The sequence below is a fragment of the Streptomyces flavofungini genome (assembly GCF_030388665.1).
Classification (GTDB): domain Bacteria; phylum Actinomycetota; class Actinomycetes; order Streptomycetales; family Streptomycetaceae; genus Streptomyces; species Streptomyces flavofungini_A.
In genome coordinates this window covers 3,794,863-3,816,377 of record NZ_CP128846.1, presented here as the reverse complement: position 1 = coordinate 3,816,377, position 21,515 = coordinate 3,794,863, and the positions used below count along the sequence as shown (strand labels likewise).

Genomic DNA, 21,515 nt, shown 5'->3' with positions numbered 1-21,515 from the left:
CCCCAGCAGTCACGTGGATGTGGTCCGAGGTCCGCGCCTCGCTGCGCCCGTGAAAGTTAGTCATCAATAACTAACCTTACATCCGACACTCACCGTCCGGGGGAGACATGTCACAGCAAGCAGGGTCCCGCGGGGGAACCGTCTGGGCCCTCGTCATCACCAGCGTCGCCGGATTCATGGCGGCCCTCGACAACCTCGTCGTCACCACCGCGCTGCCCTCCATCCGCAAGGACCTGGGCGGCGGGATGGAGGACCTCGAATGGACGGTGAGCGCCTACACCCTCACCTTCGCCGTGCTGCTGATGTTCGGCGCGGCCCTGGGGGACAGGTTCGGGCGGCGCAAGCTCTTCGGCGTCGGCCTCGCGATCTTCACCGGAGCCTCCGCCGCGGCGGCCCTCGCGCCCGGCATCAACGAACTGATCGCCGCCCGCGCGATACAGGGAGTCGGCTCCGCGATCATGATGCCGCTCACCCTGACGCTGCTCACGGCCGCCGTACCGGCGGCCAAGCGCGGTATGGCGTTCGGGATCTGGGGCGCCGTCAACGGCCTCGCGGTCGCCAGCGGGCCGCTCATCGGGGGCGCGCTCACCGAGCACGTCTCCTGGCAGTGGATCTTCTGGCTGAACGTCCCGCTGGGCCTCGCCCTGCTGCCGCTCGCCCGGATGCGCCTCTCGGAGTCGTACGGCACCGGCGCCCCGCTCGACTTCACCGGCACCCTGCTCGCCAGCGGCGGCCTCTTCGGCATCGTCTACGCCCTGATCCGCGGCAACCTCGACGGCTGGACCAGCGCCCCCCGTCCTGACCGGCCTGATCGCAGGCGCCGTGCTGCTCGCCGGCTTCGTGCGCCACGGCATCCGCGCCGCGAACCCGATGCTGCCGATGCGGCTCTTCCGCAGCCGGGCGTTCTCCGCCGTCAACGCGGCCAGCCTGTTCATGTTCGTCGGCATGTTCGGCTCGATCTTCCTGCTCAGCCAGTTCCTCCAAGGAGTGCTCGGGTACTCGCCGACCGAGGCGGGGCTGCGGCTGCTGCCCTGGACCGGCATGCCGATGATCGTCGCGCCGATCGCGGGCTACCTCTCCGACCGCGTCGGCGGCCGCCCGGTCGTCACCGCCGGGCTCGCCCTCCAGGCCATCGGCCTCGGCTGGTTCGCGGTCGTCCTGTCGCCCGACGTCTCGTACGCCGCCCAGCTGCCCGCCCTGATCATCAGCGGCGTCGGCATGGCCCTGTTCTTCGCCCCGGCCGCCAGCCTGGTCATGGCCAGCGTCCGGCCGTCCGAGCAGGGCATCGCCTCCGGCGCGAACAACGCGCTGCGTGAGGTGGGCGGGGCGCTCGGTGTCGCCTTGATGGCCTCCGTCTTCACCTCGCAGGGCGGGTACGAGTCGCCGGTGGCGTTCGTGGACGGGCTCGAACCCGCGCTGTGGGTGGGCTCCGGCGTGGTCGCCCTGGCCGCCGTGGCCGCGGGCCTGCTTCCCCGGCGGGGGAGCGCCGCCGTGGTCGCCGAGGTGCCCTCGGCCGAGGAGCGGGTGCCCGTGTCCGTGTGACGGGGCCTCACGGGGCTCCGCTCCTGCCCCCCTCGTCGGCCCTTCGGGTCTTCCTCAAACGCCGGACGGGCTTCAGCAGCCCCGTCCGGCGCTTGGGCGTCCCGGGGGCACGCCGCAGGGCACGCCTGCGCCGCCCGTACCCTGGGGGGCGTGCAGGTACTCCACGACGCCCCCCTCGCCCCGCTGACCACCTTCCGGCTCGGTGGCCCCGCCGCCCGGCTGATCACCGCGACGACCGACGCCGAGGTGATCTCCGCCGTCCGCGAAGCCGACGACTCCGGGACCCCGCTGCTGATCGTCGGCGGCGGGTCGAACCTGGTCATCGGCGACAAGGGCTTCGACGGCACCGCCCTGCGCATCGCCACCACCGGCTTCGACCTGGACGGCACCCGCCTGGAGCTCGCGGCCGGTGAGGTCTGGACGGATGCGGTGGCGCGCACCGTCGACGCGGGCCTCGCGGGCATCGAGTGCCTGGCCGGCATCCCCGGCTCCGCGGGCGCGACGCCGATCCAGAATGTGGGCGCGTACGGCCAGGAGGTCTCCTCGACGATCACCGAAGTGATCGCGTACGACCGGAAGAGCCGCGAGACGGTCACCATCGCGAACGCGGACTGCGACTTCTCGTACCGGCACAGCCGTTTCAAGGCCGATCCCGACCGCTTCGTGGTCCTGCGCGTGCGCTTCCAGCTGGAGGACGCCGGCGGGATGAGCGCCCCGATCGCCTACCCGGAGACGGCCCGCACGCTCGGCGTCGAGGCCGGGGACCGGGTGCCCGCCGCCGTGGCCCGCGAGACCGTCCTGAAGCTGCGCGCGGGCAAAGGCATGGTGCTCGACCCCGAGGACCACGACAGCTGGTCGGCCGGGTCGTTCTTCACCAACCCGATCCTCACGGACGAGCAGTTCGCCGTCTTCCACGCGCGCGTGGCGGAGCGGCTCGGCCCGGACACCGCACCGCCCGCGTACCCCGCGGGCGACGGCCATGTGAAGACCTCCGCGGCCTGGCTCATCGACAAGGCGGGCTTCACCAAGGGCTACGGCCAGGGCCCGGCCCGCATCTCCACCAAGCACACCCTGGCCCTCACCAACCGCGGCGACGCGACCACGGAGGACCTGCTCGCCCTGGCCCGCGAGGTCGTCGCGGGCGTCCGGGACGCCTTCGGCATCACGCTGGTCAACGAACCGGTGACGGTGGGCGTCAGCCTCTAGGAAGCCCCTCCCCGAAGCCCCTCCCCGAGGCCCTTCCCCTGGGCCCCTCCCCGGAGACCTCTTGGGAGGGGGCCCTTCAGGGAGCCTCCAGGGCCGCCTCAGGACGCGAGCCACTCCTCGATCCCGGCCAGCAGCTTCTCCTGCACGTCCGCGGGCGCCGCGGACCCCCGCACCGACTGCCGCGCGAGATCGGCCAGTTCGGCGTCGCTGAAGCCGTGGTGCTGCCGCGCGATCTCGTACTGCGCGGCCAGGCGCGAGCCGAAGAGCAGCGGGTCGTCGGCGCCGAGCGCCATCGGCACCCCGGCGTCGTACAGCGTCCGCAGGGGCACGTCCTCGGGCTTCTCGTACACCCCGAGGGCCACGTTGGACGCCGGGCACACCTCGCAGGTCACGCCCCGCTCCGCGAGCCGCTTCAGGAGCCGCGGGTCCTCGGCCGCCCGCACGCCGTGCCCGATGCGCCGTGCGTGCAGGTCGTCGAGGCAGTCCCGCACCGACGCGGGTCCGGTCAGCTCGCCGCCGTGCGGGGCCGCGAGCAGGCCACCCTCGCGCGCGATGTGGAAGGCGCGGTCGAAGTCCCGCGCCATGCCGCGCCGTTCGTCGTTGGAGAGCCCGAAGCCGACGACACCGCGGTCGGCGAACCGCACCGCGAGCCGGGCCAGCGTGCGCGCGTCCAAGGGGTGCTTCATACGGTTCGCGGCGACCAGGACGCGCATCCCCAGCCCGGTCTCGCGCGAGGCCGTGTCGACGGCGTCCAGGATGATCTCCAGGGCCGGGATGAGCCCGCCGAGCCGGGGCGCGTACGACGTCGGGTCGACCTGGATCTCCAGCCACCCCGACCCGTCCCTGATGTCCTCCTCGGCCGCTTCCCGCACCAGGCGCTGGATGTCCTCGGGCTCGCGCAGACAGGACCGCGCCATGTCGTACAACCGCTGGAAGCGGAACCAGCCCCGCTCGTCGGTCGCCCGCAGCTTCGGCGGCGTCCCGCCGGTCAGGGCCTCCGGCAGATGGACCCCGTACTTGTCGGCGAGCTCAAGCAGCGTCGAGGGCCGCATCGACCCGGTGAAGTGCAGGTGCAGATGGGCCTTCGGCAGCTCTCTTACGTCTCGTACGCGCTCCATTCCAGGATCTTGCCGTACGCACCCCGCGTCCCGGTAGCCGCTTCTTCCCATGGGGTACGCGCCTGAACAAAGAAACGGACGGCAGCGCACCCTGTGGTGCACTGCCGTCCGTCACGCGCTGCGGTGCCTCAGTCGCGGGCCTCCGCCAGCAGCTTCTGGATCCGCGAGACGCCCTCGACCAGGTCCTCGTCACCCAGGGCGTACGAGAGCCGCAGATAGCCCGGCGTCCCGAAGGCCTCGCCCGGGACCACCGCGACCTCGGACTCCTCCAGGATGAGCGCGGCCAGCTCGACGGTGTTCTGCGGACGCTTGCCGCGGATCTCCTTGCCGAGGAGAGCCTTCACCGAGGGGTACGCGTAGAAGGCGCCCTCCGGCTCCGGGCACAGGACGCCGTCGATCTCGTTCAGCATCCGCACGATCGTGCGGCGGCGCCGGTCGAAGGCCTCACGCATCTTGTCGACGGCCGTCAGATCGCCCGAGACAGCGGCGATGGCGGCGGCCTGCGCGACGTTCGAGACGTTGGACGTGGCGTGCGACTGGAGGTTCGTCGCGGCCTTGACCACGTCCTTCGGGCCGATGATCCACCCCACGCGCCAGCCGGTCATCGCGTACGTCTTCGCGACGCCGTTGACGACCACGCACTTGTCGCGCAGCTCGGGCAGGAGCGCCGGGAGCGACGTGAACTGCGCGTCTCCGTAGACGAGGTGTTCGTAGATCTCGTCCGTCATGACCCACAGGCCGTGCTCCAGGGCCCAGCGGCCGATGGCCTCCGCGTCCGCACGGCTGTAGACGGCGCCGGTCGGGTTCGACGGCGACACGAAGAGCACGACCTTGGTCTTCTCCGTGCGCGCGGCCTCCAACTGCTCCACGGAGACGCGGTAGCCGGTGGTCTCGTCGGCGACGACGTCGACCGGGACGCCGCCCGCGAGGCGGATCGACTCCGGGTACGTCGTCCAGTACGGCGCCGGGACGATGACCTCGTCGCCCGGGTCGAGGATCGCGGCGAACGCCTCGTAGATGGCCTGCTTGCCGCCGTTGGTCACCAGGATCTCGGAGACCTCGGGCTCGTACCCGGAGTCGCGCAGCGTCTTCGCGGCGATCGCGGCCTTCAGCTCGGGCAGGCCGCCCGCGGGCGTGTAGCGGTGGTACTTCGGGTTCCTGCAGGCCTCGACGGCCGCTTCGACGATGTAGTCCGGGGTCGGGAAGTCCGGCTCGCCCGCGCCGAAACCGATCACCGGGCGCCCGGCGGCCTTGAGGGCCTTGGCCTTGGCGTCGACGGCGAGGGTCGCGGACTCGGAGATCGCGCCGACTCGGGCGGAGACCCGGCGCTCGGTGGGAGGAGTGACAGCGCTCATGCGCCCATCGTTCCAGACCCGAAACGGCCCCGACACACGGGTTTGGAGGACCGTGCGATCCGGAGCCGGATCATCGTGTTCGACGGGGCGCCCAGGACCACGTACACTCACTGGTCGTTGGCCCTCACCGGCCGCACCTTCCAAGAGCACTCGGTGCACATGGTCGGATGCTGTAGGTTGGGGGAAATCAAAGGGTCGTAGCTCAATTGGTAGAGCACTGGTCTCCAAAACCAGCGGTTGGGGGTTCAAGTCCCTCCGGCCCTGCTACACACACCTTCGCCAGGATGTGTGCGCATGTACGTACTGCAATGCACCGCCGTGCGGCTCAACCGGGCGCGGCACGGCCACGACCCGGAATCAGGTGAGACGAGTGACGGACGCCGTGGGCTCCATCGACATGCCTGATGCCCAGGACGAGGCGCCGGACTCCAAGAAGAAGGCGCGCAAGGGCGGCAAGCGAGGCAAGAAGGGTCCGCTGGCCAGGCTGGCGCTCTTCTACCGCCAGATCGTCGCCGAGCTCCGCAAGGTCGTCTGGCCGACGCGCAGCCAGCTCACGACGTACACCACGGTCGTGATCGTCTTCGTCGTCATCATGATCGGTCTCGTGACCGTGATTGACTATGGGTTCAGCAACCTCATCAAGTACATCTTCGGCTGAGCCGAGAGCGAAGGGCGCCGCACCAGGCGCCCCTTTCGCGTGTTCCACCCCCATGTATCCAGGAAGAAGCAGCCACCGTGTCTGACCCGAACCTGAACGACGCCGTCGAGCCTCGCGCAGAGCAGGCGGAGTCCGTGGAGGACCAGCTCGACATCGTCGAGGCGGCGGACGCCGAGGACCCGGACCAGGCCAAGGCTGCCGACGTCGCCGCGGGCGAGCCCGCCGAGGAGGCGGCCCTGCGCGTGGAGTCCGACGAGGAAGCGGCGGCCGGTGGCGCCGACGTCGCCGAGACCGACGAGGACGCCGCAGCGGCCGAGGCCGTCGCCGACGAGGAGTCCGAGGACGCCGCCTCCGCAGCGGACGCCGAGGACGCCGAGCCGGTCGACCCGATCGCCGCCCTGCGCGACGAACTCCGCGGCCTGCCCGGCGAGTGGTACGTCATCCACACCTACGCCGGTTACGAGAACCGCGTGAAGACCAACCTCGAGCAGCGCGCCGTCTCGCTCAACGTCGAGGACTTCATCTTCCAGGCCGAGGTGCCGCAGGAAGAGGTCGCCCAGATCAAGAACGGCGAGCGCAAGACCATCCGCCAGAACAAGCTCCCCGGCTACGTCCTGGTGCGCATGGACCTGACGAACGAGTCCTGGGGCGTCGTCCGCAACACCCCCGGTGTCACCGGCTTCGTCGGCAACGCCTACGACCCGTACCCGCTGACGCTGGACGAGATCGTCAAGATGCTCGCCCCGGAGGCCGAGGAGAAGGCCGCCCGCGAGGCCGCCGAGGCCGAGGGCAAGCCGGCTCCGGCCCGCAAGGTCGAGGTCCAGGTCCTGGACTTCGAGGTCGGCGACTCGGTCACCGTCACCGACGGCCCGTTCGCCACGCTGCAGGCCACGATCAACGAGATCAACGCCGACTCGAAGAAGGTCAAGGGCCTCGTCGAGATCTTCGGCCGCGAGACCCCGGTCGAGCTGAGCTTCGACCAGATCCAGAAGAACTAGCTCGAAGAGCTTCGGGCAGAGCCCCTGATCCGCGGGAAACCGCTGGTCAGGGGCTTTGTCGTGGGTATGGACGAGCATGTGCTGTGAATCTCGACGAGTAAATGTGTTCCACGCCACAACCATCGGGCGTCCAGGGCTGTCTCACTTGTAGACGGAAACGCCCGGTCCCTTCCTCCACGACACCTCGGCACGCTTATGGGGATCTCTGTCACCACGAGCGGCGATTTGTGGTGCCTTGCGGCGGTATGGCGTCCCGGGCCCAGTCATGGACAAGCACCGACGAGCAAGGGGGACCACCTGATGCGTGCCCGCAAGACTGCGATTGCTGCCTCCGCCTGCGCCTTCGTCCTGCTCGGCGCCGGCTCGGCGCTGGCCGGAACCGGCCCCGCGCCCGCGCCCGACGCCAGAAAGGCGGCGCCCCAGTCGACCGCGCCCTCGGCGGACGGCAACCCGCGGAGCCTCAAGGCCCAGGCGGCCGGAGTCTGTTCCGACGCCTACCAGATCGGCACCACCGCGTACATCGACCGGAAGGGAGCGCACGCCGCGTCGGTGAAGCAGTTCTACTCGCCCAGGTGCAAGAAGAACTACGGCTACGTCTGGGTGTGGAAGAGCTTCCGCGACAAGGTCAAGGACTACGACGTCAGCACCGGCGTGTACAGCTACGCGCGGGACGAGGTCGTGGGCCAGGACTGGTGGAACGACACCAACGTCCAGGAGTTCTGGTCGCTGCCCGCCGACACCGCCGCGGAGTGCACCGCCGCGATCGGCGAGCTGCGCGCCCCCGGCGACCCGCTCCCGGGTCACGCCATGACGTCCAAGCGCTGCTGAGCGCACCCGCTGCCCGGTGGTCACAGCCGGGTGCCGAGGGCTCCGGGCCCCGCTCCCGCAGGGGTGGGGCCCGCGGTCTGCGCGGATACGGGTTTGGGCCCCGCCGGGATACCCGTTATCGTAGTGCGGTATGCCTCCATCCGGATGATCGCGACTATCGATGATCATCGCTACGGATGCGGCTCAACACTCTCACTAGGACCCGGAGAGAGCAATGCCTCCCAAGAAGAAGAAGGTCACGGGGCTTATCAAGCTCCAGATCCAGGCCGGTGCCGCCAACCCGGCGCCGCCGGTCGGCCCCGCGCTGGGCCAGCACGGCGTGAACATCATGGAGTTCTGCAAGGCGTACAACGCCGCGACCGAGTCGCAGCGTGGCTGGGTGATCCCGGTGGAGATCACGGTCTACGAGGACCGTTCCTTCACCTTCATCACCAAGACGCCGCCGGCCGCCAAGATGATCCTCAAGGCCGCGGGCGTGGAGAAGGGCTCCGGCGAGCCGCACAAGACCAAGGTCGCCAAGATCACCCAGGCGCAGGTCCGCGAGATCGCCACCACCAAGATGCCCGACCTCAACGCGAACGACCTGGACGCCGCGTCGAAGATCATCGCCGGCACCGCCCGTTCCATGGGCATCACGGTCGAGGGCTGATCCCAGCCGGACGCCGCGGAGCCGCACAGTCGGCACCGTGACCTCAAGTGGCAGGACCAGGCGCTGGTCCGGACCACGAACTCCAAACCTGAACCTCAGGAGTAGAAGTGAAGCGCAGCAAGACTCTCCGCGCTGCGGACGCCAAGGTCGACCGGGACAAGCTCTACGCCCCGCTCGAGGCCGTCCGTCTCGCCAAGGAGACCTCCGCGACCAAGTTCGACGGCACCGTCGAGGTCGCCTTCCGCCTGGGTGTCGACCCGCGCAAGGCCGACCAGATGGTCCGTGGCACCGTGAACCTCCCGCACGGCACCGGCAAGACCGCCCGGGTCCTGGTCTTCGCGACCGGTGACCGTGCTGCGGCCGCGGAAGCCGCTGGAGCCGACATCGTCGGCGCCGACGAGCTGATCGACGAGGTCGCGAAGGGCCGCCTGGACTTCGACGCCGTCGTCGCCACCCCGGACCTCATGGGCAAGGTCGGCCGCCTCGGCCGCGTGCTCGGTCCGCGTGGTCTGATGCCGAACCCGAAGACCGGCACCGTCACCCCCGACGTCGTGAAGGCTGTCAACGACATCAAGGGCGGCAAGATCGAGTTCCGCGTCGACAAGCACTCGAACCTGCACTTCATCATCGGCAAGGTGTCCTTCGACGACACCAAGCTGGTGGAGAACTACGCCGCGGCCCTGGAGGAAGTCCTCCGTCTGAAGCCGTCGGCCGCCAAGGGTCGGTACATCAAGAAGGCCGCCATCACCACCACGATGGGCCCCGGCATTCCGCTGGACTCCAACCGCACCCGCAACCTCCTCGTCGAGGAGGACCCGGCCGCCGTCTGAAACTGACGGCAGCCGCGCCTGGCGCGAATGTGACGGGCCCCGCAACCAATTCCGGTGCGGGGCCCGTCCCGTTTTTCGGGTACACGCTCAGGGACGGCCGGACGGTACGGACGGTGCCAGTGCGCGAGATGTCGTGCGGCGCCGCGCACGGACCGCGTACGGAGACGGACTCGGGAGACACGCGGACGAGCGGGCTGCGCTAGCGTGCTGGCTCTCCATGGACGCAAGGGGTGGGACGACATGAACAGCACGACTGTGCGACGTGTGGCGCTGGCGGTCGCGGTCGCGGCGACCCTGACGGGCGGAGTCACGGCCTGTGGCTCCTCGGACGACTCGGGGGGCTCCGACAAGGCCAAGGGGTCCGATAAGGGCGGCCTGAGCGTCAGCCCCATCGCCGCGCTGCGCACCATCGAGAGCACCACCGACAAGGCCGATTCGGCCAAGGTGGAGTCCGAGACCACCATGGGTTCCGTGATGTCGATGAAGGCCAAGGGCGCCCTCGGCTGGGCCGACGGCCTCACCGGCAACATGACGATCACGTACACCGGTGGTCAGATGGCGGAGACGATGCGCCGGGCCGGCACCACATCGATGGAGGCCCGCTACCTGCCCGAGGCCTACTACGCGAAGATGGGCGAGCAGTTCGCCGCCCAGGCCGACGGCAAGCACTGGGTGAAGTACGCCTACGACGATCTGGAGCGGATAGGCGGCGGCTCGGGCGCGTACATGAAGGACGCGATGCAGAACAGCACGCCGCACCAGTCGGTGAAGATGCTGCTCGCCTCCGGTGACGTGAAGAAGGTCGGCGAGGAGAAGGTGCGCGGCGTGGACACCACGCACTACTCCGGCACCGTGAACGTCGCCGAGCTCGCGGAGCGGAGCTCCGGCCTGAGCGAGTCCCAACTCGCCGACATGAAGAAGCAGTTGGAGCAGGCCGGGATCACCACCGAGACCATCGACATCTGGGTCAACGACGAGAACCTGCTCGTGAAGAAGACCGAGCGCGGCGAGATGAAGACCGGCCGGCTCTCCGCCACCGCGTACTACAGCGACTACGGCACCGAGGTCTCCGCGGAGGAGCCCCCGGCCGACGACACGGCGGACTTCAAGGACCTGATGAACAGGCAGCCGACCACGTAGGACCGCCGCGGCCCCGACCCGCAGGTGCCCTCGGCCGCCGGATTACCCGGAGGAAGGCTCCGCCTACCTTCGGGTAATCTCGGCCGGGAACTAAATGAACCAAATGTTCCTAGGGGTGGGGTCATGAGTACTTCCGTGCGTACGGGACGCAAGAGAACCGCGGGGGCCGCGCTCGCCGCCGTGCTGCTCGCCGGTGGCGCGGTCAGCTGCGGGTCGGAGAAGGCCGACAAGGCCGGGGGCGACATGGCGCCCGCGGCGGCCGTGAAGAAGGCCGCGGACAAGACGGAGGACCTGAAGTCGTTCTCCTTCCGCATGAAGGGCAGTGTCCCGGGGGACGGGCAGGTCCGGGCCGAGGCGTCCATGAACGCCGAGCCGCTCGCCATGAGCATGAAGATGAGCGCACCCGACCAGGGTCCGGAGAAGGCGGAGATCCGGGTCGTCGACGGCGGCGTCTACCTCGGCGGCGGCAAGGAAGCGGCCAAGGAGGCGGACGGCAAGCGCTGGATCAAGTTCTCGGCCAAGTCCACGGGCGCGGGCGCCGCCAAGCCGAACGGCACCTCGGTCTCCTCCCAGGCGGAGAACAACCCGGCCGACCAGTCCACCCTCCTGACCGGCTCCGACGACCTGAAGAAGGTCGGCGACGAGACCGTCGAGGGCGTCGAGACCACGCGCTACACCGGCACGGTCACGCTGAAGCGGCTGCGCGAGCTGATGAAGGACGAGGACGCGGCCACCAAGAAGCGCCGCGAGCGGGGCCTCAAGCAGTACGAGGACATGGGCATCGAGAAGCTCACGATGGACCTGTGGATCGACGGCGAGGACCACACCAAGCAGTTCCGCGCCCGCGGCAAGGGCGACAAGGGCCCCCTCGACATGACCGTCACGTTCCTCGACTACAACAAGCCGGTGACCGTGAAGGCCCCGCCGAAGAGCGAGGTCATGGACCTCGCCAAGGAGCTGAAGGGCCTCAAGGGCTGAGCCTCGCGCTCCGGGCAGGCCCGATTTGCCTGACGCGGATCCGTTCGCGTACTCTTCCACAGAAGCCAAAGACCGCTGGTCGTTGCCGTGCGCTCGTAAGAGGGCGCGGTGGCCGAAGGATCCGCTGAAGCTGCGGACGACCCGCGTAGGTGACTGTGGAAGTGCTCCCGGACGGTTCTCCGTCAGGTCGAGCTCACGCCCCGTGCGCCTGCGCCGGGGCGTTTCGTTTTGTGCCAGAACCCCTTCCTGTGTGCCTGATTCAGGCGGTCCGGCGACACGCGGCTGATCGAAAGGTCAGTCGAGGATCATCACCCCGGAAGGAGGCCGAGGCTCATGGCGACGTCCGACAAGGTCGCAGCCGTCGAGGAGATCACGCAGAAGCTGCGCGACTCCAACGCTGCTGTTGTCACGTCTTACACCGGACTGTCCGTGGCGCAGCTCAAGGAGCTTCGCCGTTCTCTCGGCGAGAACGCTCAGTACCGTGTGGTGAAGAACACGCTGACCAAGATCGCGGCCAACGAGGCCGGGATCCAGCTGGACGAGCACCTCAAGGGCTCGACGGCTGTCGCCTTCGTGACCGGTGACCCGGTCGAGGCGGCGAAGGGTCTGCGTGACTTCGCCAAGGACAACCCCTCTCTCGTCATCAAGGGCGGTGTCCTTGACGGCAAGGCGCTGACCGCCGACGAGATCAAGAAGCTTGCGGACCTCGAGTCCCGCGAGGTTCTGCTCAGCAAGCTGGCGGGTGCCATGAAGGGCAAGCAGTCCCAGGCTGCCTCTGTCTTCCAGGCGCTCCCGTCGAAGCTCGTCCGCACCGTGGACGCGCTTCGCGCCAAGCAGGCCGAGCAGGGCGGTGCCGAGTAATTCGGCTCGCGCAGTGACCGCCGCCGCCTGAGGCGACGGTCGTAGCGGGCCACTAGTACGCCCGCCTCTCATGTACATCCGGCACCCGCCGAATTAGTGGAAGGACCGCCATCATGGCGAAGCTCAGCCAGGACGACCTGCTCGCCCAGTTCGAGGAGATGACCCTCATCGAGCTCTCCGAGTTCGTGAAGGCCTTCGAGGAGAAGTTCGACGTCACCGCCGCCGCTGCCGCGCCGGTCGTCGTCGCCGGTGGTGCCGCTGGTGGCGCCGCTGACGCCGCCGCCGAGGAGCAGGACGAGTTCGACGTCATCCTCACCGGCGCCGGCGACAAGAAGATCCAGGTCATCAAGGTCGTGCGCGAGCTGACCTCCCTGGGTCTGAAGGAGGCCAAGGACCTCGTCGACGGCACCCCGAAGCCGGTCCTCGAGAAGGTCGCCAAGGACGCCGCGGAGAAGGCCGCCGAGGCCCTCAAGGGCGCCGGCGCCTCCGTCGAGGTCAAGTAACACCTCGCCGCGCGCCCACGGGCGCGTGGCACGGAGTCTGCCGACTCTTCCGTGTGATCGCGGCCCCAGGGCTGTAACGCACACACACCGAACGGCGATCACCCATGTGGGTGGTCGCCTTTCGGCGTTCCCGGTACGTGTGCGGCGGCTGCCTTGCGCTGTCGGTCGCGGCGAGTATGGTGATCTTCGTTGTGCCTGGCGACGGGCCGTGACGGCGACGACGCCAAGCCTCGTCCGGGCATGGGGGGCCTTGACGAACCGCACGCAGCGCGCAATTCTCAGGACGCGTCGTCACAACGATCCGCATCCGAGGCATGGATCGGCGGCGAAGAGGGCAGTATCGATGTGCGTTGAGGACGTGGCTTGCCGCAGGTGTTGAGAACAACGAGGGTCTCCAAAAACCGGGACTGGACATCAGTGGGCCAGGTGGCTACACTGACCCTTTGCGCTGCCTGTTAGCTGCCTCCTGCCCGTCACCAGGGGCATGCCCATGCTTGAGCACCGTGGACTGAAACCACCCTGACCTGGGATTTCTGTCTCTCTGCCAGCTTGGGACCGGTACGCGCGTAGTGAGTCCGAGCCCTCGGAAGGACCCCCTCTTGGCCGCCTCGCGCACTGCCTCGACCGCGAATACGAACAACGGCGCCAGCACCGCCCCGCTGCGCATCTCCTTTGCAAAGATCAAGGAGCCCCTCGAGGTTCCGAACCTTCTTGCGCTGCAGACCGAAAGCTTTGACTGGCTGCTCGGCAACGACGCGTGGAAGGCTCGTGTCGAGGCGGCTCTGGAAAGCGGACAGGACGTCCCCACCAAGTCCGGTCTGGAGGAGATCTTCGAGGAGATCTCCCCGATCGAGGACTTCTCCGGGTCGATGTCGCTGACCTTCCGCGACCACCGTTTCGAGCCCCCGAAGAACTCCATCGACGAGTGCAAGGAGCGCGACTTCACGTTCGCCGCCCCGCTCTTCGTCACCGCCGAGTTCACCAATAACGAGACCGGTGAGATCAAGTCCCAGACGGTCTTCATGGGCGACTTCCCGCTCATGACGAACAAGGGCACCTTCGTCATCAACGGCACCGAGCGTGTCGTGGTGTCGCAGCTGGTCCGTTCGCCCGGCGTCTACTTCGACTCCTCCATCGACAAGACGTCCGACAAGGACATCTTCTCCGCCAAGATCATCCCGTCCCGGGGTGCCTGGCTGGAGATGGAGATCGACAAGCGTGACATGGTCGGTGTCCGCATCGACCGCAAGCGCAAGCAGTCGGTCACCGTGCTCCTGAAGGCTCTCGGCTGGACCACCGAGCAGATCCTCGAGGAGTTCGGCGAGTACGAGTCCATGCGCGCCACCCTGGAGAAGGACCACACCCAGGGCCAGGACGACGCGCTGCTCGACATCTACCGCAAGCTCCGTCCGGGCGAGCCGCCGACCCGCGAGGCCGCGCAGACGCTGCTCGAGAACCTGTACTTCAACCCGAAGCGCTACGACCTCGCGAAGGTCGGCCGCTACAAGGTCAACAAGAAGCTGGGCGCGGACGCGCCGCTCGACGCGGGCGTGCTGACGGTCGAGGACATCATCGCCTCGATCAAGTACCTGGTGAAGCTGCACGCCGGTGAGACCGAGACCGTCGGTGACAGCGGTGTGGGCATCGTCGTCGAGACCGACGACATCGACCACTTCGGCAACCGCCGCCTGCGCAACGTCGGCGAGCTCATCCAGAACCAGGTCCGCACGGGTCTGGCTCGTATGGAGCGCGTCGTGCGCGAGCGCATGACGACGCAGGACGTCGAGGCGATCACGCCGCAGACGCTGATCAACATCCGGCCGGTCGTCGCCTCCATCAAGGAGTTCTTCGGCACCAGCCAGCTGTCGCAGTTCATGGACCAGAACAACCCGCTGTCGGGTCTCACCCACAAGCGCCGTCTGTCGGCTCTTGGCCCGGGTGGTCTCTCCCGTGAGCGGGCCGGCTTCGAGGTCCGAGACGTGCACCCGTCCCACTACGGCCGCATGTGCCCGATCGAGACGCCCGAAGGCCCGAACATCGGTCTGATCGGTTCGCTGGCCTCCTACGGCCGTGTGAACGCGTTCGGCTTCGTCGAGACGCCGTACCGCAAGGTCGTCGACGACCAGGTCACCGACGAGGTGGACTACCTGACCGCCGACGAGGAGGACCGGTTCGTCATCGCCCAGGCCAACGCGCCGCTGACCGATGACCTCCGGTTCGCCGAGAACCGCGTCCTGGTCCGCCGCCGCGGCGGCGAGGTCGACTACGTCGCCGGTTCCGACGTGGACTACATGGACGTCTCGCCGCGCCAGATGGTGTCGGTCGCGACCGCCATGATCCCCTTCCTCGAGCACGACGACGCCAACCGTGCCCTCATGGGCGCGAACATGATGCGTCAGGCCGTGCCGCTGATCACCGCCGAGGCCCCCCTCGTCGGCACCGGCATGGAGTACCGCTGCGCGGTCGACGCCGGTGACGTGATCAAGGCCGAGAAGGCCGGTGTGGTCCAGGAGGTCTCCGCGGACTACGTCACGGTCACCAACGACGACGGCACGTACACCACGTACCGCGTCGCCAAGTTCTCCCGCTCCAACCAGGGCACCTCGGTGAACCAGAAGGTTGTGGTGGAAGAGGGTGCCCGCGTCATCGAGGGCCAGGTCCTCGCCGACGGTCCGGCCACCGAAGAGGGCGAGATGGCCCTCGGCAAGAACCTGCTCGTGGCGTTCATGCCGTGGGAGGGTCACAACTACGAGGACGCGATCATCCTGTCGCAGCGCCTCGTGCAGGACGACGTCCTCTCCTCGATCCACATCGAGGAGCACGAGGTCGACGCCCGTGACACCAAGCTCGGCCCGGAGGAGATCACCCGGGACATCCCGAACGTCTCCGAGGAGGTCCTCGCCGACCTCGACGAGCGCGGCATCATCCGGATCGGTGCCGAGGTCGTCGCCGGCGACATCCTCGTCGGCAAGGTCACGCCCAAGGGTGAGACCGAGCTGACGCCGGAGGAGCGCCTGCTCCGCGCGATCTTCGGTGAGAAGGCCCGTGAGGTCCGTGACACCTCCCTGAAGGTCCCGCACGGCGAGATCGGCAAGGTCATCGGCGTCCGCGTCTTCGACCGCGAGGAGGGCGACGAGCTTCCCCCCGGTGTGAACCAGCTGGTGCGCGTGTACGTGGCGCAGAAGCGCAAGATCACCGACGGTGACAAGCTCGCCGGCCGTCACGGCAACAAGGGCGTCATCTCGAAGATCCTGCCCATCGAGGACATGCCGTTCCTCGAGGACGGAACTCCGGTCGACATCATCCTCAACCCGCTGGGTGTCCCGTCCCGAATGAACCCGGGACAGGTCCTGGAGATCCACCTCGGCTGGCTCGCCAGCCGCGGCTGGGACGTCTCCGGGCTCGGGGACGAGTGGGCGCAGCGCCTGCAGGCGATCGGCGCCGACTCGGTCGCCCCGGGCACCAACGTCGCGACCCCGGTCTTCGACGGCGCCCGCGAGGACGAGCTGGCCGGTCTGCTCCAGCACACGATCCCGAACCGCGACGGCGAGCGCATGGTGCTCCCCTCCGGCAAGGCGCGTCTGTTCGACGGCCGCTCCGGCGAGCCGTTCCCGGACCCGATCTCGGTCGGGTACATGTACATCCTCAAGCTGCACCACCTGGTCGACGACAAGCTGCACGCCCGGTCGACCGGTCCGTACTCGATGATCACCCAGCAGCCGCTGGGTGGTAAGGCGCAGTTCGGTGGCCAGCGCTTCGGAGAGATGGAGGTGTGGGCGCTGGAGGCTTATGGCGCCGCGTACGCCCTCCAGGAGCTGCTGACGATCAAGTCCGACGACGTGACCGGCCGCGTGAAGGTCTACGAGGCCATCGTCAAGGGCGAGAACATCCCCGAGCCCGGCATTCCCGAGTCCTTCAAGGTGCTCATCAAGGAAATGCAGTCGCTCTGCCTCAACGTGGAGGTGCTGTCCTCGGACGGCATGTCCATCGAGATGCGCGACACGGATGAGGACGTCTTCCGCGCGGCGGAGGAGCTCGGTATCGACCTGTCCCGGCGCGAGCCGAGCAGCGTCGAAGAGGTCTGACGGGAGTCCGGCGGGCTCACACGTGAGCCCGCCGGCCCCAGGACCCCCGTTTCAGACCCCTAAGACTTACAACCCTGAGAGGGATTGACGCATAGTGCTCGACGTCAACTTCTTCGATGAGCTCCGGATCGGTCTGGCCACCGCTGACGACATCCGTCAGTGGAGCCACGGCGAGGTCAAGAAGCCCGAGACCATCAACTACCGCACCCTCAAGCCCGAGAAGGACGGACTCTTCTGCGAGAAGATCTTCGGTCCGACCCGGGACTGGGAGTGCTACTGCGGCAAGTACAAGCGCGTCCGCTTCAAGGGCATCATCTGCGAGCGCTGCGGCGTCGAGGTCACTCGCGCCAAGGTGCGCCGTGAGCGGATGGGCCACATCGAGCTCGCCGCGCCCGTCACGCACATCTGGTACTTCAAGGGCGTCCCGTCGCGCCTCGGCTACCTCCTCGACCTCGCGCCGAAGGACCTCGAGAAGGTCATCTACTTCGCCGCGTACATGATCACGTTCGTGGACGAGGAGCGCCGCACCCGCGACCTGCCCTCCCTGGAGGCGCACGTCTCCGTGGAGCGCCAGCAGATCGAGAACCGCCGCGACGCGGACCTCGAGGCCCGCGCCAAGAAGCTCGAGACCGACCTGGCCGAGCTGGAGGCCGAGGGCGCCAAGGCCGACGTGCGCCGCAAGGTGCGCGAAGGTGCCGAGCGCGAGATGAAGCAGCTGCGCGACCGCGCGCAGCGCGAGATCGACCGTCTCGACGAGGTGTGGAACCGCTTCAAGAACCTCAAGGTCCAGGACCTCGAGGGCGACGAGCTGCTCTACCGCGAGCTGCGTGACCGCTTCGGCACGTACTTCGACGGCTCGATGGGTGCCGCGGCGCTGCAGAAGCGCCTGGAGTCCTTCGACCTCGACGAGGAGGCCGAGCGCCTCCGCGAGATCATCCGCACCGGCAAGGGCCAGAAGAAGACCCGTGCGCTCAAGCGCCTCAAGGTCGTCTCCGCGTTCCTGCAGACCAGCAACAGCCCCAAGGGCATGGTGCTCGACTGCGTGCCGGTCATCCCGCCGGACCTGCGTCCGATGGTGCAGCTGGACGGTGGCCGCTTCGCGACCTCCGACCTGAACGACCTGTACCGCCGTGTGATCAACCGCAACAACCGCCTGAAGCGCCTTCTCGACCTCGGTGCGCCCGAGATCATCGTGAACAACGAGAAGCGCATGCTCCAGGAGGCCGTCGACGCGCTGTTCGACAACGGCCGTCGTGGTCGCCCGGTGACCGGTCCCGGCAACCGTCCCCTGAAGTCCCTCAGCGACATGCTGAAGGGCAAGCAGGGCCGCTTCCGCCAGAACCTCCTCGGCAAGCGCGTGGACTACTCCGCGCGTTCCGTGATCGTCGTCGGTCCGCAGCTGAAGCTGCACCAGTGCGGTCTGCCGAAGGCCATGGCCCTGGAGCTCTTCAAGCCGTTCGTGATGAAGCGCCTGGTCGACCTGAACCACGCGCAGAACATCAAGTCGGCCAAGCGGATGGTCGAGCGCGGCCGCACGGTCGTATACGACGTCCTCGAAGAGGTCATCGCCGAGCACCCGGTCCTCCTGAACCGTGCGCCCACGCTGCACCGCCTCGGCATCCAGGCCTTCGAGCCGCAGCTGGTCGAGGGCAAGGCCATCCAGATCCACCCGCTCGTCTGCACCGCGTTCAACGCGGACTTCGACGGTGACCAGATGGCCGTGCACCTGCCGCTCTCCGCGGAGGCGCAGGCCGAGGCCCGCATCCTGATGCTGTCCTCGAACAACATCCTCAAGCCCGCCGACGGCCGCCCCGTCACCATGCCCACCCAGGACATGGTGCTCGGCCTCTTCTTCCTCACCACGGACGAAGAGGAGCGCGAGGTCAAGGGCGAGGGCCGTTCGTTCGGTTCCACGGCTGAGGCGATCATGGCGTTCGACGCCAAGGAGCTCTCGCTCCAGGCGAAGGTCGACATCCGCTTCCCGGTGGGCACCTTCCCGCCCCGCGGCTGGACCCCGCCGGTCGACGAGGACGGCGACGACGCCCTCGGCGGCACGTACCAGCAGGGCGACAGCTTCCGGCTGCGTACGACCCTGGGCCGCGCGCTCTTCAACGAGCTGCTGCCCGAGGACTACCCGTTCGTCGACTACTCGGTGGGCAAGAAGCAGCTCTCCGAGATCGTCAACGACCTGGCCGAGCGCTACCCCAAGGTCATCGTGGCGGCGACGCTCGACAACCTGAAGGCGGCCGGCTTCTACTGGGCGACCCGTTCCGGCGTCACCGTGGCCATCTCCGACGTCGTGGTCCCCGAGGCCAAGAAGGAGATCGTCGCGGGCTACGAGGCCCAGGACGAGAAGGTCCAGAAGCAGTACGAGCGCGGTCTGATCACCAAGGAAGAGCGCACGCAGGAGCTCATCGCGATCTGGACCAAGGCGACCAACGAGGTCGCCGAGGCGATGAACGCGAACTTCCCCAAGACCAACCCCATCTTCATGATGGTTGACTCGGGTGCCCGAGGAAACATGATGCAGATGCGGCAGATCGCCGGTATGCGTGGTCTGGTGTCGAACGCGAAGAACGAGACCATCCCGCGTCCGATCAAGGCCTCGTTCCGTGAGGGCCTGTCCGTCCTTGAGTACTTCATCTCCACCCACGGTGCTCGTAAGGGTCTCGCGGACACCGCTCTTCGTACCGCCGACTCCGGTTACCTCACCCGTCGTCTGGTCGACGTCTCCCAGGACGTCATCATTCGCGAGGAGGATTGCGGCACCGAGCGCGGTCTGAAGCTGAAGATCGCGGTCCGTGGCGAGGACGGCGTGCTCCGCAAGACGGAGAACGTCGAGACGTCCGTGTACGCCCGCATGCTGGCCGAGGACGTCGTCATCGACGGCAAGGTCATCGCGCCGGCCAACGTCGACCTCGGTGACGTGCTCATCGACGCCCTGGTCGCCAACGGCGTCGAGGAGGTCAAGACCCGCTCGGTCCTGACCTGCGAGTCCGCGGTCGGCACCTGTGCCTTCTGCTACGGCCGTTCGCTCGCCACCGGCAAGCTGGTCGACATCGGTGAGGCGGTCGGCATCATCGCCGCCCAGTCCATCGGTGAGCCCGGCACGCAGCTGACGATGCGTACCTTCCACACCGGTGGTGTGGCCGGTGACGACATCACCCAGGGTCTGCCCCGTGTCGTCGAGCTCTTCGAGGCTCGTACGCCGAAGGGTGTCGCCCCGATCTCCGAGGCCGCGGGCCGCGTCCGCATCGAGGAGACCGAGAAGACCAAGAAGATCGTCGTCACCCCGGACGACGGCAGCGACGAGACGGCGTTCCCGATCTCGAAGCGCGCCCGTCTCCTGGTGGGCGAGGGCGACCACGTCGAGGTGGGCCAGAAGCTCACCGTGGGTGCCACCAACCCGCACGACGTGCTCCGCATCCTCGGCCAGCGCGCCGTCCAGGTCCACCTGGTCGGAGAGGTCCAGAAGGTCTACAACTCGCAGGGCGTGTCGATCCACGACAAGCACATCGAGATCATCATCCGGCAGATGCTGCGCCGCGTGACGATCATCGAGTCCGGCGACGCCGAGCTGCTGCCCGGCGAGCTCGTCGAGCGCTCGAAGTTCGAGACCGAGAACCGTCGTGTGGTCACCGAGGGCGGTCACCCCGCCTCCGGCCGTCCGCAGCTGATGGGTATCACCAAGGCCTCGCTCGCGACGGAGTCCTGGCTGTCGGCCGCCTCCTTCCAGGAGACGACCCGAGTCCTGACGGATGCGGCGATCAACGCCAAGTCCGACAGCCTCATCGGCCTCAAGGAGAACGTCATCATCGGTAAGCTCATCCCGGCCGGTACGGGCCTGTCCCGCTACCGCAACATCCGGGTCGAGCCGACCGAGGAGGCCAAGGCCGCGATGTACTCGGCCGTCGGCTACGACGACATCGACTACTCGCCCTTCGGGACGGGTTCGGGCCAGGCCGTGCCGCTGGAGGACTACGACTACGGTCCGTACAACCAGTAAGAGCGCACAGCGCACCACCGCGGGGCGGTCGTCCGACGAAGGTCGGGTGGCCGCCCCGCGGCGCGTTGGCGCATCATGGAGGGCACACAACGTGCGGGGGAGGCATGCATGACGGATCCGTCGTGGCAGCCGGGGGCGTGGCCGCCTCATCAGGGACTGCCCGCCATGCGGCCGGCACCGGGCCAGCCGTCGATGCTGGCCGCCCACTCGGACCGTGAGCGCGCCGTAGACGTGCTGCGCGCGGGCTTCGCCGAGGGCCGCCTGCAGAAGGAGGAGTACGAGCGCCGGGTCGAGCGCGCGTACCAGTCCCGCACGGTGGGGGAGCTGAGCCTCCTGGTCGCGGACCTGCCGCAGGGCCCGGCCACCTTCCAGCAGGCGCCCATGGCCGTGCCGCCCACCTTCATGGCGGCGCCGCCCACCAACGGCAAGGCCACCGCGGCGATGGTGTGCGGGATTGCGACGTTCTTCACGTTCGGCGCCTCGGCCGTGCCCGCGGTCATCCTCGGCCACATGGCCCGCGCGGAGATCCGCCACACCCACGAGCAGGGCGACGGCCAGGCGGTCGCGGGCCTGGCCCTGGGCTGGCTGGCGATCGTGGGGTGGGCGCTGCTGTTGCTGCTCATCGTGTCGGCGGCTTCTGGCTGAAGGGGCGGCTGCCCGGCGTGTCCGGGGTGTGGGGTATTTGTTTTGACCGCAGCCAATGAGGTAGGTACGCTCAGACCTTGTGCCTGGGGTGTGCCTGGGCTCGCGCGCGTGTC

General features: G+C 68.3%; 15 protein-coding genes, 1 tRNA gene and 1 pseudogene. 15 read left to right on the top strand and 2 right to left on the bottom strand.

All coding sequences use genetic code 11. From position 1 onward, the window contains the following. Positions 1-107 precede the first annotated feature (107 nt). Together QUY26_RS15570 and QUY26_RS15565 are read left to right on the top strand one after the other, a co-directional pair. Positions 108-1,542: pseudogene (locus tag QUY26_RS15570) on the top strand (DHA2 family efflux MFS transporter permease subunit). Positions 1,543-1,692: 150 nt separating this feature from the next. After that, on the top strand, positions 1,693-2,748 hold the full coding sequence (locus tag QUY26_RS15565) for a UDP-N-acetylmuramate dehydrogenase (protein ID WP_436840337.1): 1,056 nt from the start codon (positions 1,693-1,695) through the stop codon (positions 2,746-2,748). Between the two features lie 98 nt (positions 2,749-2,846). Here the strand turns inward: QUY26_RS15565 and QUY26_RS15560 are convergent, their stop codons facing one another. Next, positions 2,847-3,866 carry an adenosine deaminase gene (locus tag QUY26_RS15560; protein ID WP_289947014.1) on the bottom strand — a complete coding sequence of 340 codons (1,020 nt, stop codon included), beginning with the start codon at positions 3,864-3,866 and terminating at the stop codon, positions 2,847-2,849. A 128-nt stretch (positions 3,867-3,994) separates the two neighbouring features. Next, entirely contained in the window at positions 3,995-5,221 is a 1,227-nt protein-coding gene (locus tag QUY26_RS15555; RefSeq protein ID WP_289947013.1) for a pyridoxal phosphate-dependent aminotransferase, read from the bottom strand. Between the two features lie 191 nt (positions 5,222-5,412). On the opposite strand from QUY26_RS15555, the gene QUY26_RS15550 reads away from it, so the two are divergent. From QUY26_RS15550 to QUY26_RS15490, 13 genes are all read left to right on the top strand, one after another. Next, positions 5,413-5,485 (top strand) — tRNA-Trp (locus QUY26_RS15550). A gap of 106 nt (positions 5,486-5,591) precedes the next feature. Continuing rightward, on the top strand, positions 5,592-5,879 hold the full coding sequence (gene secE, locus QUY26_RS15545) for a preprotein translocase subunit SecE (protein WP_030359036.1): 288 nt from the start codon (positions 5,592-5,594) through the stop codon (positions 5,877-5,879). 77 nt (positions 5,880-5,956) lie between these two features. Continuing rightward, positions 5,957-6,877: a transcription termination/antitermination protein NusG gene (nusG, locus tag QUY26_RS15540; RefSeq protein ID WP_289947007.1), complete on the top strand. Its 921-nt coding sequence runs from the start codon at positions 5,957-5,959 to the stop codon at positions 6,875-6,877. A 300-nt stretch (positions 6,878-7,177) separates the two neighbouring features. Then, positions 7,178-7,705: a hypothetical protein gene (locus QUY26_RS15535; protein WP_030359034.1), complete on the top strand. Its 528-nt coding sequence runs from the start codon at positions 7,178-7,180 to the stop codon at positions 7,703-7,705. A gap of 214 nt (positions 7,706-7,919) precedes the next feature. Then, positions 7,920-8,354 carry a 50S ribosomal protein L11 gene (rplK, locus tag QUY26_RS15530; RefSeq protein WP_030359033.1) on the top strand — a complete coding sequence of 145 codons (435 nt, stop codon included), beginning with the start codon at positions 7,920-7,922 and terminating at the stop codon, positions 8,352-8,354. A gap of 107 nt (positions 8,355-8,461) precedes the next feature. After that, positions 8,462-9,184 carry a 50S ribosomal protein L1 gene (gene rplA, locus QUY26_RS15525; protein WP_289946999.1) on the top strand — a complete coding sequence of 241 codons (723 nt, stop codon included), beginning with the start codon at positions 8,462-8,464 and terminating at the stop codon, positions 9,182-9,184. 240 nt (positions 9,185-9,424) lie between these two features. After that, positions 9,425-10,324, top strand: a complete 900-nt coding sequence (locus QUY26_RS15520; protein WP_289946998.1) for a hypothetical protein — start codon at positions 9,425-9,427, stop codon at positions 10,322-10,324. 123 nt (positions 10,325-10,447) lie between these two features. After that, positions 10,448-11,302, top strand: coding sequence for a DUF6612 family protein (locus tag QUY26_RS15515; RefSeq protein WP_289946997.1), 855 nt, complete (start codon positions 10,448-10,450; stop codon positions 11,300-11,302). Positions 11,303-11,635: 333 nt separating this feature from the next. Next, complete coding sequence (gene rplJ / locus QUY26_RS15510) at positions 11,636-12,163, top strand: 50S ribosomal protein L10 (RefSeq protein ID WP_030359029.1); 528 nt, start codon at positions 11,636-11,638, stop codon at positions 12,161-12,163. 113 nt (positions 12,164-12,276) lie between these two features. Next, positions 12,277-12,666 carry a 50S ribosomal protein L7/L12 gene (gene rplL / locus QUY26_RS15505; RefSeq protein ID WP_289946994.1) on the top strand — a complete coding sequence of 130 codons (390 nt, stop codon included), beginning with the start codon at positions 12,277-12,279 and terminating at the stop codon, positions 12,664-12,666. A 599-nt stretch (positions 12,667-13,265) separates the two neighbouring features. Continuing rightward, complete coding sequence (rpoB, locus tag QUY26_RS15500) at positions 13,266-16,751, top strand: DNA-directed RNA polymerase subunit beta (protein WP_030359028.1); 3,486 nt, start codon at positions 13,266-13,268, stop codon at positions 16,749-16,751. Positions 16,752-16,845: 94 nt separating this feature from the next. Further along, a complete protein-coding gene (locus QUY26_RS15495) occupies positions 16,846-20,757 on the top strand; it encodes a DNA-directed RNA polymerase subunit beta' (RefSeq protein ID WP_289946990.1) in 3,912 nt (1,303 codons plus the stop codon). Positions 20,758-20,865: 108 nt separating this feature from the next. Then, positions 20,866-21,402 (top strand): DUF1707 and DUF4190 domain-containing protein, encoded by a 537-nt coding sequence (locus tag QUY26_RS15490; RefSeq protein ID WP_289946989.1) that lies wholly within the window; start codon positions 20,866-20,868, stop codon positions 21,400-21,402. The last annotated feature ends 113 nt before the right edge of the window (positions 21,403-21,515 follow it).